At 38.2% G+C, this 23666-nt stretch carries 17 protein-coding genes and 2 tRNA genes; 4 read left to right on the forward strand and 15 right to left on the reverse strand.

Going from position 1 to position 23666, the window contains the following annotated elements:
- Positions 1-5: 5 nt before the first annotated feature.
- The 9 genes from DSM03_RS13685 to porU form a co-directional block, all read right to left on the reverse strand.
- The gene (locus DSM03_RS13685) at positions 6-1100 is read right to left on the reverse strand and encodes a mannose-1-phosphate guanylyltransferase (RefSeq protein ID WP_236638908.1); all 1095 of its coding nucleotides are present in this window, start codon (positions 1098-1100) and stop codon (positions 6-8) included.
- A gap of 18 nt (positions 1101-1118) precedes the next feature.
- Entirely contained in the window at positions 1119-1715 is a 597-nt protein-coding gene (locus DSM03_RS13690) for a SprT-like domain-containing protein (RefSeq protein WP_128762317.1), read from the reverse strand.
- A gap of 3 nt (positions 1716-1718) precedes the next feature.
- Positions 1719-2402: an SDR family NAD(P)-dependent oxidoreductase gene (locus tag DSM03_RS13695; protein WP_128762318.1), complete on the reverse strand. Its 684-nt coding sequence runs from the start codon at positions 2400-2402 to the stop codon at positions 1719-1721.
- Positions 2395-3447, reverse strand: coding sequence for a M28 family metallopeptidase (locus DSM03_RS13700; protein WP_128762319.1), 1053 nt, complete (start codon positions 3445-3447; stop codon positions 2395-2397). The genes DSM03_RS13695 and DSM03_RS13700 overlap by 8 nt, the downstream gene beginning before the upstream one ends.
- A 68-nt stretch (positions 3448-3515) precedes the next feature.
- Positions 3516-5195 carry a pyruvate dehydrogenase complex dihydrolipoamide acetyltransferase gene (locus DSM03_RS13705; RefSeq protein ID WP_128762320.1) on the reverse strand — a complete coding sequence of 560 codons (1680 nt, stop codon included), beginning with the start codon at positions 5193-5195 and terminating at the stop codon, positions 3516-3518.
- A 3-nt stretch (positions 5196-5198) separates the two neighbouring features.
- Complete coding sequence (pdhA, locus tag DSM03_RS13710) at positions 5199-6200, reverse strand: pyruvate dehydrogenase (acetyl-transferring) E1 component subunit alpha (protein ID WP_128762321.1); 1002 nt, start codon at positions 6198-6200, stop codon at positions 5199-5201.
- Between the two features lie 165 nt (positions 6201-6365).
- Positions 6366-6848 (reverse strand): cytidine deaminase, encoded by a 483-nt coding sequence (gene cdd, locus DSM03_RS13715; RefSeq protein WP_128762322.1) that lies wholly within the window; start codon positions 6846-6848, stop codon positions 6366-6368.
- 6 nt (positions 6849-6854) lie between these two features.
- Positions 6855-8024 (reverse strand): type IX secretion system outer membrane channel protein PorV, encoded by a 1170-nt coding sequence (porV, locus tag DSM03_RS13720; protein ID WP_128762323.1) that lies wholly within the window; start codon positions 8022-8024, stop codon positions 6855-6857.
- A 36-nt stretch (positions 8025-8060) separates the two neighbouring features.
- A complete protein-coding gene (gene porU, locus DSM03_RS13725; protein ID WP_128762324.1) occupies positions 8061-11942 on the reverse strand; it encodes a type IX secretion system sortase PorU in 3882 nt (1293 codons plus the stop codon).
- Between the two features lie 214 nt (positions 11943-12156).
- Here porU and gldJ point away from each other — a divergent pair, with 214 nt between their 5' ends.
- The gene (gldJ, locus tag DSM03_RS13730; protein ID WP_128762325.1) at positions 12157-13854 is read left to right on the forward strand and encodes a gliding motility lipoprotein GldJ; all 1698 of its coding nucleotides are present in this window, start codon (positions 12157-12159) and stop codon (positions 13852-13854) included.
- A 69-nt stretch (positions 13855-13923) separates the two neighbouring features.
- A complete protein-coding gene (locus DSM03_RS13735; protein WP_128763238.1) occupies positions 13924-15216 on the forward strand; it encodes a UDP-N-acetylmuramoyl-tripeptide--D-alanyl-D-alanine ligase in 1293 nt (430 codons plus the stop codon).
- 235 nt (positions 15217-15451) lie between these two features.
- Here the strand turns inward: DSM03_RS13735 and DSM03_RS13740 are convergent.
- A tRNA-Val gene (locus tag DSM03_RS13740) sits at positions 15452-15526 on the reverse strand.
- Positions 15527-15716: 190 nt separating this feature from the next.
- Between DSM03_RS13740 and DSM03_RS13745 the strand changes: the two genes are divergently transcribed.
- Positions 15717-16652, forward strand: a complete 936-nt coding sequence (locus DSM03_RS13745) for a sugar phosphate isomerase/epimerase family protein (RefSeq protein ID WP_128763239.1) — start codon at positions 15717-15719, stop codon at positions 16650-16652.
- 149 nt (positions 16653-16801) lie between these two features.
- Here the strand turns inward: DSM03_RS13745 and DSM03_RS13750 are convergent.
- Positions 16802-16874: transfer RNA gene (locus tag DSM03_RS13750), tRNA-Met, on the reverse strand.
- A 127-nt stretch (positions 16875-17001) separates the two neighbouring features.
- Here DSM03_RS13750 and DSM03_RS13755 point away from each other — a divergent pair.
- Positions 17002-18570 carry a hypothetical protein gene (locus DSM03_RS13755; RefSeq protein WP_128763240.1) on the forward strand — a complete coding sequence of 523 codons (1569 nt, stop codon included), beginning with the start codon at positions 17002-17004 and terminating at the stop codon, positions 18568-18570.
- Here DSM03_RS13755 and DSM03_RS13760 read toward each other — a convergent pair.
- Genes DSM03_RS13760 through DSM03_RS13775 form a run of 4 tightly spaced genes read right to left on the reverse strand, consistent with a single transcriptional unit; the run spans position 18567 to position 23662 of the window.
- Positions 18567-18923, reverse strand: coding sequence for a SpoIIAA family protein (locus DSM03_RS13760; protein ID WP_128762329.1), 357 nt, complete (start codon positions 18921-18923; stop codon positions 18567-18569). The two genes, DSM03_RS13755 and DSM03_RS13760, sit on opposite strands and share 4 nt — an antisense overlap.
- Before the next feature lie 31 nt (positions 18924-18954).
- On the reverse strand, positions 18955-19137 hold the full coding sequence (locus tag DSM03_RS13765) for a CPXCG motif-containing cysteine-rich protein (RefSeq protein ID WP_128763241.1): 183 nt from the start codon (positions 19135-19137) through the stop codon (positions 18955-18957).
- 3 nt (positions 19138-19140) lie between these two features.
- A complete protein-coding gene (locus tag DSM03_RS13770) occupies positions 19141-20478 on the reverse strand; it encodes a TolC family protein (protein ID WP_128763242.1) in 1338 nt (445 codons plus the stop codon).
- A complete protein-coding gene (locus tag DSM03_RS13775; RefSeq protein WP_128762332.1) occupies positions 20465-23662 on the reverse strand; it encodes an efflux RND transporter permease subunit in 3198 nt (1065 codons plus the stop codon). The genes DSM03_RS13770 and DSM03_RS13775 overlap by 14 nt, the downstream gene beginning before the upstream one ends.
- Positions 23663-23666: the final 4 nt, after the last annotated feature.

The following is a 23666-nucleotide window of genomic DNA, read 5'->3' on the forward strand; positions in this document are numbered from 1 at the left end:
AAATATTATACTAAATCATCTCCATATTTCTCCTGAACAAGCGCTCTCATAATTTTCACATCTTGTTCTTTAGCCTTCGGCATAATGACCAAGACCTCTTTACTATCTACCACGATATAATCCTGAAGCCCATCAACGACAACTACTTTTCCTTTTTCAGAGCGAATAAGGTTACCTTTAGACTCACGGATTACAGTTTTAGCATTTACAACAACATTATTTTCTGAATCTTTCTCCAAGTTGTCATATAAAGCGCCCCAGGCACCCAAATCACTCCAATCAAATGTTGCAGGAATAACACCTACGTTCCCACTTTTCTCTAAGATACCATAATCAATACTGATGTTTTCAGCCTGCTCATAATGCTCCTGAATAAAAGCCTCCTCTTTTTCAGTATTTAAGTCTTCATACCCTGAATTAAAAAGCGCATACATCTCCGGAAGATACTTTTCAAACGCTTCTATAATTGCTTTTGCACTCCAGATAAAAATACCGGCATTCCAAGAGTAATTTCCTGCTGCCAAAAATTGCTTTGCAGTCGCATAATCTGGTTTTTCTTTAAATGCTTTTACGTTCTTAATTGCAGAATTTCCAGAAGCATACTGAATGTATCCATAACCCGTATGTGGGAATGTGGGTTCAATACCTAGCGTAACCAATAATTTTTCTTCAGAAATATCCGTTTCACAAGCCTTAAAAGCCGTTTCTAGATCCGTTAAAAATGCCGACTCATTCTCGATCCAATGATCACTTGGCGCTACGATCATCACCCCATCTGGATTCGCCTTATAAATCTTTAAAGCTGCTAATAAAATACAAGGCGCAGTATTTCGCATGGCGGGTTCTAAAACTATATTTTCATCTTTAACCTGTGGCAATTGTTCGTTTACTAAAGCTTTGTAGTTCTCATTAGTCAGAACCAAAACATTATCTGCAGGAACAGTTTGAGATAAACGACCAAAGGTGCGCTCGATCAAAGTCTCCCCTGCCCCTAAAATATCATGAAATTGCTTGGGATAATTAGCTTTACTGAGTGGCCAAAATCGGGAACCAACTCCCCCGGCCATAATAATTGCGTAGTAATTTTTGTTTAATATCATCTGGTGTGTCAATATGTATTACTTAAGTAATTCAACCTCAGCATTAGGCTGAAATAAATAAATTTTACCGGTAGCAGTCTCCTTACACTCATAACGTTTGATTCTTCGATTACCTTTTTGAAAAATTTTACCATTATAAATTTTAAAAAGACTACCAGTCGGAATTTCAAATATATAGCTTTTATCACTTGGTGGATCAAAACCTTTAAGAGCTAACGATAATTTAGCATCGGTATCACTACTCGCTTTAGGATTTTTAAAGTGATTAGCAATTATTGGCAACAATTGCTTCGGGAAAATTTCAGGCCGTATAAATGGAAGCATCAGGTTTTGAAACGTATGCTTCCACTCTTTACCATGTGGTTTAATCCTATGACCATACTTTTTAAAAGCTACGAGATGTGCTATCTCGTGTATTAATGTAATTAAAAAACGGTACGAATTGAGATTCGTATTAACCGTTATTTGATGTCCTCCGTCAGCTAACCTTCTATAATCACCATGACGCGTAACACGTTCATCAACAATTTTGAGATGCACTCCAAAACTTTTAATGAGTTCAAATACCGGGTCTACAGCATGCTCAGGTATGTATTTACCTAAAATCTCCTTCATAGTTTAAGGTGTAGAAGCCGAAACCTGCAACACTTTACCATTGTAAAATTTATTCCCTGTTAATGCAAAATCAGCGATATAAGTAGCCATTCCTTTTGCCGAAACAGGTGCTTTGTAACCCGGGAAAGCTTCTTCTAACATTTCAGTTTGTACAGCTCCCAGTGCTAATACATTAAAAGCAATCTGTTGCTCTTTATACTCTTCCGCAAGCAATTCACTTAACGTGATTACTGCTCCTTTACTAGAACTGTATGCAGCTAATCCCGGAAACTTCATACTTCCTTGAATTCCACCCATACTACTCACTGTAACAACATGCGCTCCAGCATTCATAAAAGGCAAAACTGTCTGAGTTAAGGAAGCTACTCCAAAAACATTTACATCATAAACCGTTTGAAAGTCTGCTGCTGAAAGGTCTGAGAAAGGCTTATTCACCAAAGCTCCAGCATTGTGGATCAAGATATCAACTTCACTCCAATTCTCTTCCACAAAAGCTTCAACCTTTTTAAGATCTGCTGACTGTGTGATATCAAATGAAAAACTTGAGATCAAATCTGAATTCAAAGCTTTTACAGAATCTTCATTCCTAGAAAGAGCCAGCACCTGATGACCTTCTTGAACAAGTTGTTGTGCAAGCTGCAAACCTATTCCTCTACTCGTACCCGTTACAATAATTTTTTTACTCATTCCAGATAATTTCGTGTGAGTTACTGTTTGCCATCCCTTCAACACCCGGTATCAACTGATTTACAACATTTGCAATATGTTCAAAATCCATTATTGACACCTCATCTCCTACCTGATGATAGTGATCAAAGTTTGTAAAATCGAATGTAGAAACAGTTTGTGCCGGAATTCTAAATTCCTCATAAAATGCGTAATTATCGCTTCGCTTGAATAAGCTATACTGCTTAGCCTGGGGCAAAAAGCCCATTACTTTCGCTCCTGCATAAGCATTAAATTTCTGTGCCATATTACTATTCTCATAGCCGGTTAAATAAACCGTATAGTCCTTATCAGTCATGGGCACTCCAATCATCTCAATATTAAACATCACATAAGGATTTAAATCATTTGTCTTCAACCTTTCTGCTAAATGTGCCGAACCTAATAATCCCAACTCTTCAGCTGAAAACAAGGCAAAAATTATACTCCGCTTGTTTGTTTTCGCTTTCGCGAAATATTTAGCCAACTCAATAACTGCTGAAGTTCCTGAAGCGTTATCATTAGCTCCATTTGCAATCGTATCTCCGTTTACAGCTTCAGCTGTACCTATATGGTCATAATGAGCTCCAATAACTATAAACTCGTTCTTCCATTCAGAATCTGTCCCCGGAAGCATTGCTACTATATTATAACCATCAACTCCCTTAGCATTGAATTTATCTCTATAAGAAGTAAAGTAAGGTTGTACTCCTGCATCTTGAAATTGCTTTATAATATAAGTCGCTGCTTCGTCAATACCGGTAGTTCCGGTTTTTCTGCCTTTTAAAGCATCTGATGCTAAAAATTCTACATGCTGTTTTACAGCCGAAGCACCTACCTCTTTCTTAAAAGAAACCGTAGATGGATTAGGAGCCGCAGTAGTCTTTATTACTTCTGAAGCATCTTTTGAAACTTCATAACCTTTAGCCGCTTCGGCTGCAGCGTTTACGTCTACCTGACGAACATCTGACTGAGTTCCACAAGCAACAAGTGCAAAACCCAATAAACCATAAATTATTTTTCTCATACGTTCAATATAAAAAAACCCATCATAATTTGACGGGTTTTTAAGTTATGTATTTAATAAATTGGTTTTTAAGCCAACATCAAAACAGGGTTTTCAATATATGTTTTTAGAGTCTGTAAAAACTGAGCTCCTGTAGCACCATCAATTGTACGGTGATCACAAGCCATTGATAAAGTCATTGTATTACCCACAACAATTTTACCGTCTTTTACAACTGGCTTTTCAATTATAGAACCTACAGACAGAATTGCCGAGTTAGGCTGATTGATAATTGAAGTAAAGTTTGTGATACCAAACATCCCTAAATTTGAAATGGTAAAAGTACTTCCTTGCATTTCTTCAGGCTTCAGCTTCTTGTTACGAGCTTTACCAGCAAGTTCTTTTACCTCTGCATTGATTTGCTGTAATGATTTTTCATTTGCAAACTCAACAACAGGAACTACAAGTCCGTCTGGCACTGCAACCGCGACACCTATGTGCACATGTTTATTTAAACGCATCTTATCGTCAAACCACTGCGAGTTTACCTGTGGATGCTGTTTTAAAGCGATAGAAACCGCTTTTATAATCATATCATTATAAGAAACCTTTGTATCTGGCAACTGGTTAAACTGACCGCGGAATGCAATCATATTTTCCATGTCAAATTCAACATTCAAATAATAATGCGGCGCAGTGAATTTAGATTTACCTAAAGATTTTGCTATGGCCTTACGCATTTGAGAATTATTAATATCCTCATAGCTCTCTTCACCGGTTGCAACAAACTGTTGTACTCCTGCTCCTGAAGCAGACGGGGTATAGTTCTCAATATCTTTGCGAACTACGCGGCCATTTTCTCCACTTCCAGTAACTTTTGCAAGGTCAATTCCTTTTTCTTCTGCTAATTTTTTAGCTAATGGCGATGCAAAAACACGACCATCGCTAGAAGATGTATTTTTTGAAGCTGGTTTATTTTCTTCTTTTTTAGGAGCTTCTTTCTTCGGCTCTTCTTTTTTGGCTTCTTGTTTTTTAGGAGCCTCTTTTTTCGGCGCTTCCTTCTTAGGAGCCTCTTTCTTAGCTCCACCAGATTTAAGACTGCTGATTACGCCAGAAACATCTGTACCTTCCTCACCAATTATCGCAAGTAAAGAATCAACTTTTGCAGTTTCTCCTTCCTGAATACCAATATGAAGCAGCGTACCATTATAGAAAGACTCAAACTCCATTGTAGCTTTGTCTGTCTCTATTTCTGCAAGAATATCACCTTCCTCTACTTTATCTCCTTCTTTTTTCAACCAAGAAGCTACAGTCCCCTCTTCCATTGTGTCACTAAGACGTGGCATTGTAACGACCTCAACACCATCAGGGATTTCTGAACCACCTGCATCTTCTTCAGTCGAATCTTTTTCAGAAGTTTCCTCTTCTTCAGCAGCTGTTTCTTCAGTTTCCTCAGAACTATCTTCTTCCTCTTCTTCCTTTGAGTCAGAAGCAGCACTACTTCCATCTAATAAACCGGAAATATCTTCTCCTTCTTCTCCAATAATTGCAAGAAGTGCATCCACATTAGCAGTCTCTCCTTCTTGAATTCCTATATGCAGTAAAGTACCTTCATAGAAAGACTCAAACTCCATTGTAGCTTTGTCAGTTTCTATTTCTGCAAGGATATCTCCTTCTTCTACTTTATCTCCTTCTTTCTTTAGCCAGGATGCAACGGTTCCTTCTTCCATTGTATCACTAAGGCGGGGCATTTTAATTACTTCTGCCATGATTTATTCTGGTTTATGTGCTAAAAATGGATAGTCTTCCTGCTCGTAAACTACGTCGTACATAATTTCTTTATCAGGGAAGTCACTCTCATCTGCAAATTTTTCGCACTCAGCAACTCGCTTTTTAACGCGCTTGTCTATTTCTTTTAATTCTTCTTCTGTAGCATATTTCTTTTCTAACAAAATATCTTTAACCTGAGTAATCGGATCAATTTTCTGATATTCTGCTACCTCATCTTTTGTACGATACTTTTGAGCATCACTCATAGAATGACCTCTGTATCGGTATGTTTTTAACTCTAAAAATGTAGGACCATCTCCACGACGTGCGCGTGCAATCGCTTCATCAAAAGCTTCTGCGACTGCAACTGGGTTCATCGCATCTACAGGGCCACAAGGCATCTCATAACCTAAGCCTAACTTCCAAATATCTTCATGGTTAGCAGTACGTTTTACTGAAGTCCCCATCGCGTAACCGTTATTTTCTACACAGAAAACAACAGGAAGTTTCCAGTTCATCGCCATATTAAAAGTCTCGTGTAAAGAACCCTGACGCGCAGCACCATCACCAAAAAACGTTAAGGTAACTGCATCTCGCTTAAAGTATTTGTCACCAAAGGCTAAACCAGCACCTAGAGGAATCTGACCTCCTACGATGCCGTGACCTCCGTAAAAACGGTGCTCTTTAGAAAAGATGTGCATAGAACCACCCAATCCCATAGAAGTACCGGTTTTTTTACCATAAAGCTCTGCCATTACGCGTTTAGGATCTTCTCCCATACCTATTGGCTGCACGTGATTACGGTAAGCGGTGATCATTTTATCCTTTGTAAGATCCATCGCGTGAAGGGCTCCTGCAAGAATAGCCTCTTGACCATTATACAAATGCAAAAATCCTCTTACTTTTTGCTGAATATAAACCTGTGCCAGTTTATCTTCAAACTTGCGCCAGAAGGACATTTCTTCATACCAGTTCAGGTATACCTCTTTTGTGATTTCTTTCATTTAAATTATAGATTTATCTATACACCAAGCCGTCTTTTTAGACGAAGAACAAAAATAGTATATTCAAGACGAAGCGTGAAAGTCTTTGCTAAAAAAATTGAGCTGCTACAAGCAGCATTTTACAAACGCAAAAAATTGATGCTTAAATTCTAAAAAAAATGTTTTCTATAAATACTCCTGAGTAAATATAAAGGGAAGTAAATTACGTAGGGAGTCACTTTTAAAAACCGCCCCACGCTCTCCCATAAAATAAATCACAATAGGCTGATCTTGTTTAACCTCATACTCTGCGATAGCCTGTCTGCAAGCTCCACAAGGCGGTATAGGAGTTAACGTTTCTTTATTTTGAGCTTTAGCCGAAATAGCTATTGTATTTATTTTTTGATCTGCATGATTTGCGCCGGCATAATAAATCGCAGTACGTTCTGCACAAAGACCGGATGGATAGGCTGCATTTTCTTGATTACTCCCTTTTACCACGATACCATTTTCAAGCTGAATTGCGGCACCTACGTGAAATTTTGAATACGGAGCATACGCTGCATCACGAGCTTCAAAAGCTGCACGCATCAAATCCTGGATATCCTTAGGCAACTCTTTTAGATCATCATAAGCCTCTAGCTCAGATTCAATTCTTATTTTTTTCATAGAGAGTTAGTATTCTGTATACTCGTCACCAAAACTAAACGTGATCCCAAAACGCAGTGTATTCTCTAATGGGTTACGTACTTGTGTTGTAGAAAACAAATAGGAAACATCAATATCAATAGCCGTGTATTTAAACCCTAAGCCAAGGGTTGCGAACTTACGGGCTCCCTTTAAATCACTCTCATTAAAATAGCCTGCTCTAAAAGCAAATACATCATCATATTTATATTCTGCACCTAAAGACCATGTCACCTCTTTTAACTCTTCACCAAAACCATTGGGAGCATCTCCAAAGGACTGAAACATCCCTTCAAAGAAACCAATGTTATTATATTCCTCACTATCAGAACCATCAATCACACCGTCTCCATTAAAATCTTGAGGTGATGGCACCAGTAATTTATTAAATTCAAGCCCCACAGCGACGACATTATAGGCATCTAAAATAAAATCGAAACCACCACCTAAACGGAGATTGGTAGGAATAAAATTTTCTTGTCCGGCTTCGTCATATTTAATTTTTGGACCAATATTTGAAATATTAAAACCTCCCCGCCAGCGACCATTAAAATCGTCATAAGTAATCTCTTCAGACTGATAATATCCAGCAATATCAACACCTACAGATCCTGCTGCACTTGCATCTTCATCATTAATCTGAAGTTTTAAATTACTGCGTAAATACCTTCCGGCAACTGCCATAGAAAAACGATCACTCAATTTTAACGCGTACGACAAATCAAGTGTGAATTCATTTGGGCTTAAAATCAACGGGTTTTCTAATTCTGCTTGCGAAGGATTGCTGCTCTGTATAGATTCTATATCACCAAGACTGAAATAACGCAGACTTCCACCAAAGGCGCTACGCTCATTAATACGATTATAATAGGTAACCTGGCCTAAAAATATATCATCTACTATCTGACTTAAATATGGCGTATAATTGAATCCTACTCCTTGCTGCTGCTCAATAAATGCATACTTAGCGGGATTCCACTGCTGAGAATACGCATCAGGACTAGTTGCTACCCCCTGATCTCCTAAACCTGCCGCACGTGCATCAGCCGCAATACCCAGAAAAGGAACACCTGTAGTTATAGGGCGACCTTCAACTTCCTGAGCCTGTAATTGCTGAAGAGAAACAAAACAAAATAAAAAGAGTACCGTTTTTTTCATTAAAGAAGCGTCTTTTGACAAATATAAATTAAAAGCCTACAGAATGACTAATTTCTCAAACTTTTCAACTTTCTTATTCGTTAACGTAGATTTCACGGTAATCTTATAAACATAAACGCCTTTTCCTATTTTTTGACCAAAATCATCAAGACCATCCCAAGTGATCTCACGAGATAAAAAACCGGTAGTTGTCACCAACTGATTTATGGTCTTTACTACTTTACCTGTCACAGTAAAAATCTGAACCTGAATTTCTAATGGCTCGTAAGGACGGTTGTGATTGAACCAAAACTCGGTATAATTCACAAACGGATTGGGATAATTAAGCACGTGCTCTAATTTTAATTCTTCATCTCCAGCGACTACAAATTGAAGATCTGCAGTAGAAGAATTATTATATGTATCCCAGGCAATTACAGTAACGGTGTGCAAACCGGGCTCCAGATCGCGCAACGTTCGTAAAGCCCCCCCCAGGCTAAAATTATCTACATCGCTCTCATAAAATTCATTGAGAATAATGGGGTTTTCTTCATCTCCATCGATAATCGCGATCAAGTCATGCCCTATTCCTCCCGCTGTATTGATTCCGTTTTCATCTTCTAGTTTTACGAGAAGCGTAGGTGACGTATTGGTTACCCCTCCATTCACAAAATTCTCATCGTTCATATACAAATTGATCAGCGGCCCTACATTATCATCAGGCGCATTTTCATTCAAACCGCCCACTATTACCTGCTCGTTAGCTCCCGCCTGATCCTCAACACCCCCTGTTCGTTTACTGTAAAAATTCACTCTACCAGTCCCCAACGGAATCGCAGCATCTTTCGGAACAACAAACTCAAAATCAAAAACACCATTGGTAACACTAGCCTTACCTCGATACAAGATTGCACCTAGCGCTTTAAAGTTTAGAATCAACAAATTCCCGTTAGCATCTGTTGTGCCATCATTACCCAGCGTTTGCCGCTCAATATATTTATCATAGACCGTCGCTGAAAGTTCTCCGTTATAACCCGATATGCGCTGACCATTTAGACCAACAACTTCACCACTCAATTTAATTCGGCTTAAAGCCTTTAATGTATCTACTTGTTGCGTTATAGGTATATCATTAATAGCTGTCAATCGGATATCGGGATCTGCAAACGCAAGCTTCATAGCAGGATCCCCTATAAAAAAGATAACCCGGCGATTATCATCGTTGATTTGATTTTTTGTTTCTCTGAGGTTTTCTGCGACACTTTTTATTTCATTTGTTCCGAAGGAAAAAAGATTGGATGCCAATTGCCTATTAAAACTCACTCCCAATCTCACCGAAATTTCACGTGTTGTCGCCACCAGACCAACTGCACCTCCGTTAGCATTCCATAACAATTCTTCTCCCGCAGCTGTGCGGTTAGGATTATCAAAACGAGTAAACTCACAGGTAACCGTCACAATCACCGGTAGTTTGTCTTTATTATTTAGATTTCGGGCATTTTCACGTGTGAAAATAAATTCTGAAGCTAATGTGTTTTCGCCTCCGTGCCCCAGATAAGTCATCACCAGAGAACCTGCTTCAAGCGCAGTTATGATCGCTTCATTAACTTCAGGGTAGCGATCCCCACCTGCAGAGGACTGTTGCTGATAACTGTCACTATGTATTTTCTTGACATTTATAAAGGGCTTCTCTTCCTGAATTTGATCTCCAAGCGCATCAATAGTAGATTCTAATTCTGTAAACTCCCATGGAAGATCTACGTCATCTGACACTAAAACAAAATCATTATGCCACCGACCCAGTGATGCCTGACTATCATAGTTTATGATTTTTGAAATCACCTGATCAGCAAGTTGTGGCGTATCAGCAAGAATTCTACCCACTGCAACATCGAGGCGATCAGAACCTCCGCTACCAGCCGGGCTGTTATTTTCTATAATTCCTTCTGCTGCATCTAAAGAACCAAAATAATCATCGCTCATATACGATTGAGACTGTGAAAAACTATAATAAGTATTGAAGGTGGGTACAATATTATTGTTGTCAGCCACACGGTCTTTATAATCAAAAGAAGCATCTCCCAGCAGACATAAATATTTCAAACGGTTTTCTAATGAGGACGCATTCTCATATACATAGCGTACTAAATTTCGAATGGCACCAATATCTTGCTTCCCGGAACTAAACTCATTGTAGATCTCATTAAGCGTTACTACCCGAACCCGAAGTCCGCGATAGGTTCTGTTATGATCAGCCAAACGTTCTGCCTGAGATCGCAATGCAGCTGAAGTAACGATCAGATAATCTACATCCTGAAAGCTTCCGTTTTTCTGAAAAATGCTTCCTTTAATATTTTGATTTGCAACTAAAACACTTCCATTTTCTCGCTTCGGAATATAAAAATCATTAGGAGTTACAGCGACATACTTTCTTTCAGCTCCTAACTGCGCTTTGAATGAAAAATCTGCAGAGTTGTTTTCATTAGCTACCGAAGTAATAGCGCTTCTAGTTGTAACATCCCATACTTCTGAAAATTCTGCGGCATTCGAGAATTGATACACTCCTACCCCGGAACCTGTAGCAGCTTCAGCATTAGAGAAACCAAATTGATTACCATAACCCGAAAGCCTACATGTCGCTCCAAGTCCTATAAAATCTAAATATCCTACGCTTGAAGGGTTTCCATTATTATCATAATTGAGCGAGACCGTGAGCTGATCTCCAGAAGTAGTTATAGCAGGGCTGGATGCACTTCTGTAAAAACTGTCATAAGAAGCATCTCGTGCCAAAATCGATTCATCAATAGGCAAAATACTCAAGTTTGCTACAGATACATCATTCATCCCGAGAGTAAAAGAAGTCTGTGATTCTGAAATAGCCACTACATAAACACGCAACGAAACTGGCTCATCTGCAACACGGTTGGGAAAAGCAAAAACAAATTCCTGTTCATTTTCAATATCAAAATGCTCACCAAACCAACGCCGTCCCAGATTGAGTAAATTCTCCCGATCGAACTCGTAAAATTGATAGGCATCATAAGTCGTTAGAATTTGTGTAGCAGAAGCATCGGGTTGCTGCATCGCCTGAACGCGCAAACCAGCACCGCCATCTGCCGTAATGAAATAATAAGATTTATCATCGTATGCGTTAACATGCGTCAAACTCTCTGGATTAAACTGCCGTGTCCCTTCACCATAAAATAGTATGAAGTCTTCAGAGTCAAAACTACCGTCTTGCCCACCTACCACTTTTATTCCATTTTCCTGGGGATCAAAAACGGTATTACCCCCATTTAATAATGGTAACATTGCCCCACCATCACCGTATATTTTTAAATTTTGCGGATTTATAGCATCCACATCCATCCCAAGATCACGCAAAAAATCACGATCAATTTTAAAAACTCCAGTGGTATCCACATAAAATTTATAAAACCTTCCTGATTCAAAAATTGAATTTGAAAGCCCTGGAGACTTTGATTGATTTACCCTAAAGATTTGGGCTGCATTGTAAGAAATTGTAAATGAAGTGACACGCTTTATAACACCATCAGACTTTATAATTGGTGAAAAACTGAATTCAAAGAAACCTGTTCCTCGGGCATTTGAGTTACTGGCCTTCAGCTTGTGTGCTTCAGGTATTAAATCTTGTTTCAGACTCAAAAGCGTTTGAGAATTCACACGCTCATAAACTATATTTTGCAGCCTCACGGTATTTAGATCTACAGCTCCTTCAGCCCTCCACCTATTTAGATATCGAATTCCGGTAACCGGAGAATAGCTAAAGTTTGTTTCTTCAAAACCGGGCACGAGTAAAGGCTGCTGGATGGTAGAAACATTCACGTTTTCACTCCAGCTAATCGCAAACTGTTTCTGTTGCGCCACAAGCAGGAACAAATTAAAGATTGAAAAAGCAAAGACCAATAATTGTTTCATTCTGCAGGAAATCTCCTTTAATCAAGATTAGAAATTAAAACTAACATAAAGCTTTTAAATCAGACAAGTATACTAAAACGAATTGTGTTTCGTTAAAAAACCGTGTAACCTCCTGAATCAACAGGATTAACAAGTTGCAAAAGTTATTATTTTGTTGCAAATTGGGCTCTTTATAGTATATTGCAGTCCCAAATCTTCTTAAGAATTTATACCTATGAACAGGAATCTAGTGTTTAAAACGCTTGCTTTCAGCCTCTCAACAATGCTATTGGTAAGCTGTGGTCGCAACGGTAAAGACTACAAGAACAGCTCTCGAGCTACCGGCTGGAGCATTAATGACAGAGACGGAGGTTTTCAGGCTAATACAGATTACAAAGAGCAAGAAGCAGCTCCCGGTCTGATCTTTATTGAAGGGGGAACCTTTACAATGGGTCGCGTTCAGGATGATGTAATGCACGATTGGAACAATACACCTACCCAGCAACACGTACAGTCTTTTTACATGGATGAGACAGAGGTTACAAACCTTATGTATTTAGAATACTTAGACTATCTCAAACGAGTATTCCCTCCTGAAGAAGCAAATTACAGAAACATATATTACGGTGCATTACCAGATACATTAGTATGGAGAAACCGTCTAGGTTTTAACGAAACAATGACTGAAAATTACCTGCGTCACCCAGCTTATGCTCGCTACCCAGTGGTAGGAGTTAGTTGGATTCAGGCAGTAGAGTTTAGCACATGGAGAACAAACCGCTATAATGAATTTGTTCTTGAAGAAGAAGGTTACACTCAAAAAGGCGCTAAATACAATGTAGATGCTCAGTCTACTTTTGATACCGATACTTATTTACAGGCTCCCAGCCTTACTTATGGAGGTCAGGATGATGTCATACGTGGCGGTAGAGCCTCAGAACAGAGAGAAAAAAATAACACCCCAAGACCCAATCCTAACAATCCAGGAGGAACACCTGAAGCTAAAGACATCTATGTACAGATGAAAGACGGAATTATTTCTACTACAAAATACCGTCTACCTACCGAAGCAGAATGGGAATATGCCGCTTTAGGACTAGTAGGACTTAGAGAATACAATGTATATCGCGGAAGAAAAAAATATCCTTGGGATGGTGCTTACACACGTTCTGGAAACAGAAAAACACGTGGTGATCAATTGGCTAACTTTAAGCAAGGCGATGGTGATTATGGCGGTATTGCCGGTTGGTCTGATGACAACGCAGACATCACTGCAGAGATCAAATCTTATGAACCTAACGATTATGGTTTATACGATATGGCCGGTAACGTTTCAGAATGGGTTGCTGATGTGTACAGACCGATTGTAGACGATGAGTTTAACGACTTCAACTACTACAGGGGTAACGTTTACACTAAAAACGCAATTAATGAAGATGGTACTGTAAAAGTATTGACGACGGAAGATATTGTTTATGATACTTTAGAAAACGGAAAAATAGTTGCTCGTAACCTTCCAGGTGAAATCCTACAAGTAGCCGTTGATGACGAAGAAACCTATTTAAGAACACAATTTTCAGAGAGCGACAACCGTAACTTTAGAGATGGTGATAAGCAATCGTCTAGATATTATCAGAGCTTTTCAGATACTGACAGCCCTAATGACCGTATGTATGACTCACCGATCAATAAAATCTCTGCTGGAGAAGATGGCTTAAACAAAGAATACGATAAGGCAAACGACCGCACAACGCTTATTGACGACGAAGTACGCGTATATAAAGGTGGTTCTTGGAGAGATCGTGAATATTGGTTAGATCCCGCACAGCGCAGGTACTTACCTCAAACTATGGCTACTGATGATATTGGTTTTAGAAATGCCATGTCACGTGTAGGTTCTAAGTCTACAAAAAACAAAACTCCTCGCAACTAACAAGAATATTTTATAATATTGAAACGCCCTTAGCATTCAGCTTCGGGCGTTTTTTTATTCCTAGTAACTATGACAATTCAAGACCTACACGCACTGTTTTTAAAAAGCAAAGGGGTAACCACAGATACCCGTAAGATTGAGCCTAATGCTATTTTTTTCGCGTTAAAAGGTGATAATTTCAATGGCAATAAATATGCTTTAGAAGCCTTGAAACTTGGTGCTTGTTATGCTGTAGTTGATGAGGAGATCTATCAAACAGAAAAACGCATAATCCTGGTTGAAGATGTTTTAAAAGCACTTCAAAACCTCGCCTATACGCATCGAAAATTTTTAGATATTCCAATAATCGCATTAACCGGTAGCAATGGAAAAACAACTACAAAAGAATTAATCAATGCTGTTTTATCTAAAAAGTTTAGAACTGTAGCAACCCTAGGGAATCTCAACAATCATATTGGTGTTCCGCTTACCTTGCTCGCTATGAACTCAGAAACAGAGCTTGGTATCGTTGAGATGGGCGCCAATCATATAGGGGAAATTGCTGAGCTGGCTGCAATTGCCGCACCAGACTTTGGCTATATCACAAACTTTGGTAAAGCCCATTTAGAAGGCTTTGGGAGTGTTGAGGGAGTAATTAAAGGAAAAAGCGAATTATACAATTATTTAATAGACCACAAAGGCTCCTTGTTTCTAAACACAGACGACGCCATTCAGAAAAAAAAGATTGGTACTACCCACACCTTTACTTTTAGCGCTACAGCAGACGCTGATGTTAAGATTGAATATAAACTTGCTCAACCTTTCGCAAAAATTCAATTTAATTATCAAGAAGTAAAAAGTCAACTTATTGGTCAATACAACGCAGTAAACCTTGCTGCAGCAGCCACTATAGGTACTTTTTTTAAAGTAGGTGATGATCAGATTATTGATGCTCTAGAAAGCTACATACCCTCTAATAACCGGTCGCAAATTATAAAAAAGAATCATCTAACAATTATTCTTGATGCCTACAATGCCAATCCTACAAGCATGGAAGCTGCAGTATTCAATTTTGCTAATCTTGAAGGTAAACATAAAATTGCCTTTCTGGGAGATATGTTTGAGCTTGGTCAAACTGCTGCAATGGAGCATCAGAAAATTGCAGATTTAACAGGAGAACTAGGACTGAAAAATGTAGTATTTCTGGGCGAAAACTTTAAAAATACTTCGACCCCTAACTACCAGTTTAAAAATCTCAAAACACTTCAGGAAAATGGTTTTCCTCAAAACATTAAAGAAGTCCTAATGCAAGAAGTAACCATCTTAATTAAAGGATCTAGAGGTATGCGTCTGGAAGGAATTTTAGATATGCTGACGGCATAAACTAGAAATGAGCCTATAAAGCCCCTAATTCTTTATAAGCTCATTTTAACAAAAATCTAAATTCTCACGAATTTATTAAAATCAAACCCTCACCCTTGACAATGAATTTCGATTTCAATTGCAATATAGAGCTGAAATACAAGCTATAAAATACCCGATATCCGGTATATTTAAAAAATCCTTCAGATCCAGCATTATAATTAAATAACCGCTTTTCAATTGAAAAGCGGTTATGTGGGATATACTGGATTCGAACCAGTGACTTCCACGTTGTCGACGTGACACTCTGAACCAACTGAGTTAATATCCCATTGAGACAGCAAATCTAATCAAGTATTAGCATTGCTCCAAGATAATTATCAATACTTATCATTTTACGATTCGTTAATTTTTCAGCCGGATTTTTTTAATTCAATAAAATTTGAATATTAAAATCATTAAATCGAAATATAAGCTACTAGGAAAAACTTATTTTTAAACAGTTAACTAAACACACACTCATGAAAACCCCTCTTTTAAAAATTAGAAGTTTAAAATTTGCAGGTGCATTTATAGCTTCTGCTTTACTTTTTTCTTGTGGAGATCAAAAGAAAAAAGAATCAAAAACCACAGCAGAAGCTAGTCAGGACACTATTAGTGAATCAGCTAGCTTTGGCGGTCTTGCTCTATACACCCTACGCGATGCGATGGCAGAAGATGCCAAAGGCACATTAAAAACTGTTGCGAATGATGGCTACCTGAATATTGAAGCAGCAGGTTATGACAACGGCCTTTTTTATAAAATGACTCCGGCTGATTTTAAATCTTTTGCCGAAGGAATTCATTTACATCCGGTAAGCACACATCAAGGTTCTGTCACACTAGAAAATGCTGATAAAATGATTGCTGATGTAAAAGCCGCAGGATTTGAATATTTTGTAATTCCTGTTCCTCCTATGGGCATGTTCACGTTTGATGCTGAATCTATGACAATGGGTATGGACGGTACTCCTGAAAAACTCGCGAACATATTAAGTACTTTAGGTGAAAAATGTCATGAAGCCGGTTTAAAACTAGTTTATCACAATCACGATTTTGAGTTTAAAAAGGGAGAAGACGGCATCACTTTAATGGACTACTTGTTAGAAAATACAGATCCAGAGCTTGTAAACTTTCAGATGGATTTATACTGGGTAACAAAAGCTGGCGCAGACCCGGTTGCTTATTTTGAAAAATACCCGGGAAGATTTAAGCTTTGGCATGTAAAAGATATGGATGATGAAGGAAGGTTTGCTCCTGTGGGAGAAGGTACCATTGATTTTGCTCGAATACTTGCCGAAAAGGAAAAGTCTGGAATGCAATACTATTTTGTAGAGCAAGACCAAACCTTTAATCACACCCCATTAGAAGCTATTAAAATAAGCCACAAAGGCTTAGAGGAACTAGGCTTTAATTAATCGGTCTTATTAAACTTATAAAAGGGACTTTTTTCTAACTAGAAAAAAGTCCCTTTTTATTTTTCAGCCTTTACTATTTTAGTGTTAACTACAAAAAATCAATGAATAAAAAAAGGCTTCACATTTCTGTGAAGCCTTGTCATTACTAGTAGCGGGAACTGGACTCGAACCAGTGACCTTCGGGTTATGAGCCCGACGAGCTACCTACTGCTCTATCCCGCGATATTGGACGGCAAATATACAACACTTCTTAAGTTCTCACAAGAACTTTTTAAAGAAATTTCTATTAAATTCTAATATTATCATTTCGCTAACACTAACAAGCCTGAGTATTAGATATCTTAGAGCAATGAAGAAATTTCTAATTGGGCTTTTTATATTTTTTGTACTACTGGGAGCCGCAGCACTTTACCTCAATACCTACCTTAAAAATCAACTTCAGGAGATTATTAAAAATGATTTACCTGAGTCACTTTCGCTTGATTATGAAGATATCACGATAGACAGCTGGGGAGGCAATGCGAGTATGGCTCATGCCACCGTTCGCATCAAAGCAAACGACTCTACTCCCCGAAGTGAAGTTAAAAATGCCAGTGTACAGCTTAAAGGACTTGATCATTGGGATTATTTTAAAAACAAAAATATTCACTTTAAAAACATCAGCATTCACGCTGACAGTCTTACACACTATAAACACTCCAACGAACAAAAAGAACAACATTCAAAGAAGAAAGATAGCACGACAGAAAATCCTATACAGGCTCAAAATTTAGACAGGCATTTTCAGATAGATAAATTTGATCTGGTAACAGACTACATTCAAATTATAAATCCTAAAACGGATTCCGTTACTTTAAAAACAGCGCATTTCAACCTGAAACTGGAGAATATTACTCCTACTATTACAGCGGCGATCACACGCCCATTTGATTATGAAGAAATTTTTATGAGTTACGACTCGTTGTATTATCAGACCAATCGTTTTGATATACTAACTGTAAGTCACGTTGAATGGGATGGCACTGATCTCGTTATGAATGACCTGAGGCTAAAAACTCAATACTCGCGAAGCCAACTCAGTACTATGATCAAGAAAGAACGAGATCATATAGATTTTTCTATTAAAAATATAAAATTTCACAACCTCAAATACGGTGAAAAATCTGGTGAATTTTACCTCAACACCCCATTATTAGAATTACAGAACCCTTATCTAAATATATACAGAGATAAGCGAATTGCAGATGATTTGACTAAAAAGCCTTTGTATTCTAAAATGCTGCGTGATCTTAATTTTGAGATGATGATAGATACTATCAAAATAAAGAATGGTGGAATTGTATATCACGAAAAAGTAAACAGCAACACAGCAGCTGGGATGCTTGATTTCAGCAATCTTAATGCCTCACTATATAATGTTGGCAATACGTATAATTTAGGAGAAAAAAAGACTTCCATTGCAATTAAAGCCGTATTTATGAAAAGTAGCCCTATGAGCTTGGATTGGAATTTTGACATCAATGACCCTCAAGATAAATTTTATGTAAAAGGAAGCCTGTCTAAACTTCCGGTAGCTAATCTTGAATCATTTACATCTCCCAATTTAGGCGTAGAAATGAGCGGAGATTTAGAGCACACCTATTTTACTATTTATGGGGATAATTACAGTTCGCATATAGACATGCAAATGACTTATGATGAGTTTAAAGTCAACATTATGAATCAAGAGAAAAAGAAGAAAAAATGGTTTGCCTCTACCATTGCCAATATATTTATCGCTAAAACCAGTAAAAACGAAGATGGCGGGTTTAAAGAAGGAGCTGGTGAAGTAAACAGAAATCAAACCAAATCGTTTTTCAACTACCTGTGGCTTAATCTAAAAGAAGGAATGCTTAAAACCGTTACAGCTTTAGATTAGTCTGAGGCTATCCAGGAAATCGCATCAAGACGCTTATCTACCGTAAAATTACGCATATCCTTACCTATAAGTACTTTATTGAAATTTGCTATCGCGTGTATCCACTTTCGGTTAGTGACCATCGCGATTTTATTGAGACGATTTGAATGTTGCATCGGAAAAATACTCGCAATAAAAACAGCGTCTAGCGTAAAGCGCTCAATATTATTATCTTCTAAATATAAATTGATAGTATCGTGTTCTTCAAATTTTTTGAGTATAGCTGCTTTAAGCTCTGTAATGGCTTTATAGTCCATTTTACCTTCTACAATGTAGCCGATAGCATTTTCCGAAAAACTAAAATTTAGAAGCACAATTAGGGGTATTAAGCAACAAATATAGGACTTATTGCTCAATACTAGCAACTTGGAATTCTGTCAGCACAGCATCCTCATAACCCACCGTAAGCTCTATAGGATTGCAACAAACCTCACAGTCTTCAACATAAACCTGATGCCTCACTGAAGTATCAAGCAGCATGGAGATTTCTTCCCAGCAATACGGACATTGAAAAAAATGCTCTTCCATCTTTTAAAATTCAACATTAAGCAATTGCCCTACTTGCTGTAAAAGCTGGAGCTCTGCAAACTTAGCTTCGTACTTAGCTAGATTCTTGTTAGTCGCTGCATTGATTAAATTGATCTGTGCCTGTCTAAATTCAATCGAAGTGATTTGTCCTAGATTGAAACGTTCACGAGAACGTTCAAAGTTATTTTTATTGGTAATTACATTTTGTTCCTGAATCTCATAAACCTCAATCAGGTTTTCATAATTACCCAAAGCATTTGCTATGTCCCGATCAACTTCAAGGTTTATTTGTTCTTTCAGTAACAGCTGATTTTCCTTAGCAATTTTTGCATTTTTTAGCTGAATAATACTGGCTCCGCCGTCAAAAAGATTCCATCTTAAATTCAATCCGCCCTGAAACCCGGTGTTCTGTCGTGTACTTCCTCCAAAAAAGGCCGAGGCAGGTGTTATAGACTCATTCCAGCCATAGGAGCCGGTAAGCCCCACCGTAGGTAAAAAACGAGCTTTAGAAGTCTTAATATCGTATTCACTCAGCGTTATTGAAGATTCCGTTTGCAATAAACGCACATTATTTTCTTTAGCCAGATCCAGGTATGATTCTAATGCTATCTTCGGGATAAAAATCACATTTGTATCTACAGCAAAAGTCTGCTGAAGTTCGCGCGCTAAAACAACGTTGAGATCGCGCTTGGTATTTTCCAATAGTTGACGCGTATTCATCAAATTGATGCTGTCGTTGGTCACATCTACCTCAGCATTTAAAACTTCGAGTTTTGTATTTTGCCCATAATCAAATTGATAACCGGCTCGTTTAACCCGGTTTTTTGAAATCTCTAAAGTTTGCTCTAAAATCTCAACATTCTCTGTTAGACGAGCCACCTCATAATAAACTGAAAACAATTGTAATACTGTATTTTCAATAGTTTCACGGGTTTCTAACTTCGTTAAATTATAAGTCTCTTTTAGACTTTTGTAGTTATACAACCTACCCAAACCGTCAAACAAGGTATATTCTAAATTCACCGAAGCGTTATAGCTCTCAGACTTTGCATTGTTGACCTCAAAAGGTGGGCGATCATCAGGATTGAATTTTTGATCTTGGAGGCTGTAGGACATTCCGGCCTGACCAAAAACCGTAGGTAAGTAATTAGAATTCAATATATCTGAATTGTTCTCTGCAATTAAGACCGAATTATCAGCAACTGCAATATTGTAGTTATTCTCCAAGGTTAAAGCGATCGCTTCAGACTTAGAAAGCACTTGCTCTTGGGCAAAATTTGAAAAACTTTGGCCTAAAGCAAAAACACTTAAAACTACTATTTTTAGCCTAATGCTCTTCATTCTGTTCTTTTAATTCTTTAATAGCCCGCTCTACATCTTCGCGTGCAGGTTCTTTTCCTGTTTTTACCCAAGCAGCTTTCGTTTTTATCTGGTTAGAAATAGAAAGCAACAACGGCAGCATCAATAAAGTTAGTAAGGTTGCAATTCCTATTCCGTAAGAAATAGAAATCGCCATCGGTTTTAAAAACTGCGCTTGTCTACTCTTCTCTAAAAGTAGCGGAGCCAGACCTGCAATAGTTGTAATACTGGTTAGAAAAATAGCTCGGAAACGAGATCTTCCCGCTTCAAAAAGTGCTTCTTCAAACTTTACTCCGGCCTTTAGAGAGGCATTTAATTTACCTATAAGCACAAGACCGTCGTTAACCATAATACCTATCAACGCAATTATACCTAATGCCGAAAGTACATTTATAGGAAACCCGTGAATATAATGTCCCCAGGCAACACCTATAATACTAAAAGGGATCATAAGTAACAATATAAACGGCTGACTGTAGCTACGGAAGGTAAATGCTATAGTCGCATAGATCAAAAACAAAATGACCCACACAACCTTATTAGCAGAACTGCTTAATTTTTCAGCTTCCCGGTTTTGACCTTCATACGAAACAGAAAGTGTAGGATATTTTGATAAAATATCTGGCATTACATTTTGTTGAATATCCGTCATTATATCGGTAACGCTTCCATTAGGATCAGCCATATCTGCATTTACCTGTATCTCTCGCTGCCCCTCTAAGTGACTGATAGATTCATCACCTCTAGAAATGGTATATGTTGCTATTTCACGCAACGGAATACGATCACCAGCCGGGGTAACAATACGCATATCATCAAGGTCATTTAAGCTGCTACGATCACTGCGATCGTAACGCACCCAGACTCTAATCTCGTCCTGACCGCGTTGAAAACGCTGTGCCTGTGTACCAAAAAAACCACTACGCACCTGCGTCATCACGCTATTAAGGTTTAAGCCTAGAGAATATGCAGTCTCTCTCAACTCTATCTGAATCTCTTTGATCCCTTCAGGATCTGTATCTACCACATCGCGCAACAAAGCATTGTCTTCTAACTGAGAGCGCAACTCTTCTTTCGCCGCTTCTAACTCTTCGGTATTATTTCCTAATAAAGAAATAGAAATCGGACTTCCTCCAAAGTTACCCCCAGAACCAAATGTGAGTCGCTCAACCCCGTAGACCGGCCCCACTTCATCCCGGATAGAATTGGTTATTTCCGGAGAGGAAAAGTCTCTAAACTCTCCAGGCAACAAATTAATGCGCAAGGAAGCTTTATTATTACCCGGCCCCACACGTTTGATTATGTTTTCAATAACCTGCATGTTATCCGTTTGTTTAGCAGTATAATCGTCATTTACACGCCACGCGGCTTTTTCAACTAACGTAATAATACTGTCTGTACGCTCCGGGTTTGTTCCTTCAGGCATTAACAGCTCTATAGAAACCGTATCACTTGCAACATTTGGAAACAACGTCACACCTACGACACTACCCATTATCGAACTAATCGTCAATATGAGTAAGGCCAATATAATAGAAAATGAAAGCAATTTATTTTTTAGGGTATATCGCAAAACAGGCGTATAGATTCTGTCACGCATATAACTCATAAACTGATCGCCTTTTTCATTAAAAAAACGCAGTTTGTACATGAATTTACTCATACCCTTTTTTGAAGCTATATCAGCATCTGACTCCCTAACCAGCGCTTTACTGTGCGCAATGTGAGCCGGTAAAATGATAAGAGCTTCAACAAGAGAAACCACAAGCGTTAGAATGACCACAGTAGAAACTTCACCAAAGAACTCCCCTATTCTACTGTCTAAGAATAAGAAAGTTGAAAAAGCCAGAACTGTTGTGATAATTGCTGAAATAATAGGAGGGATCACTTCCATCGTACCATCTATTGCAGCACGAATGGGTGTCTTTCCCATCTCATAATGTTGATAGATATTTTCTGAAATCACAATACCATCATCAACCAGAATACCTATCACGATAATCATCCCAAATAAGGAAAGCACGTTTATTGTCACACCAAAACCACCGGCAAAAATAAACATCCCTAGAAAGGCTACAGGAATTCCTGCAGCTACCCAAAATGCTAATCTGGTGTTCAGGAAAAAGGATAAAAATAAAAGCACCAGCAAAATACCTTCTGCACCGTTAACTACTAACAGATTTGTACGCTGCTCTAAACGTATAGAAGAATCTGAAGTAATATCTATATGAACTGAATCGTATTTTGCATTAAACTCCTCTATATATTCTTTTACTTTTTCAGCAGTAGGTAATAAATCTTCATTATTTGTATTGCTTATTTCTATATTTACAGCAAGGTTTCCATTGAAATAAGATGCGTTTGGTGTTTCTGAGAAGCGATCTCTTAAAACCGCCACATCACTCAAACGAACCAGCGACCCGTCTGGATTAGCCCGAACAATAAGGTTAGTCAATTCATCTCCATAATAGGCACGGTTATTCGCTCTGATTAAATAATCTTCTGTTTCGGTTTTTATATTTCCGCCGGTAGTTAAGATATTTGCTCTCGAAACGGCTTGAGCAACTTCCTGAAATGTTAGTCCGTAAGCTAAAAGATCATTTTCGCGAACGGCAATTTCAATTTCTTCTTCAGGAAAACCGCTAATCTCTATTTGAGAAATACCGTCCATTGCCCTTAAGTCATATTCAATAGAACGCGCGATTTGTTTCAGCGTAGCGAGATCTAAGGTTTCTCCGCTTATCGCAAAACTTATGGTCTGCCGAATGGCTTCTTGCTTTGCTACAACCAGTGGTTCCATCCCGGTAGGAAAACTAGGGACGCGATCTACTGCGTTTTTAACCTCAGCAAGAATGACATTTATATCTTCTCCCTGTTCTATTTCAATAGTTACATTACCTCCGTTCTCTCTGGAAACAGACGTCACTCTATCAATACCTACAAGTCCTTTTAGATTGTCTTCAATTTTGAGGATCACACCTTCTTCAATCTCTTGCGGAGCTGCTCCCGGGTACGCAACACTTATTGTAATAATCTGTGAATCTATAAGTGGAAAGAATGAAGATTTCATTCTAAATATGCCTATAACACCAAAAATCACAAAAGCCAATATAACCACATTTACGGCTACACTGTATTTGATGAAATAGCTTATAATTTTTCTCATAATG

It is taken from the genome of Leeuwenhoekiella aestuarii (assembly GCF_004104055.1).
In the GTDB taxonomy this organism is placed as follows: Bacteria; Bacteroidota; Bacteroidia; order Flavobacteriales; family Flavobacteriaceae; genus Leeuwenhoekiella; species Leeuwenhoekiella aestuarii.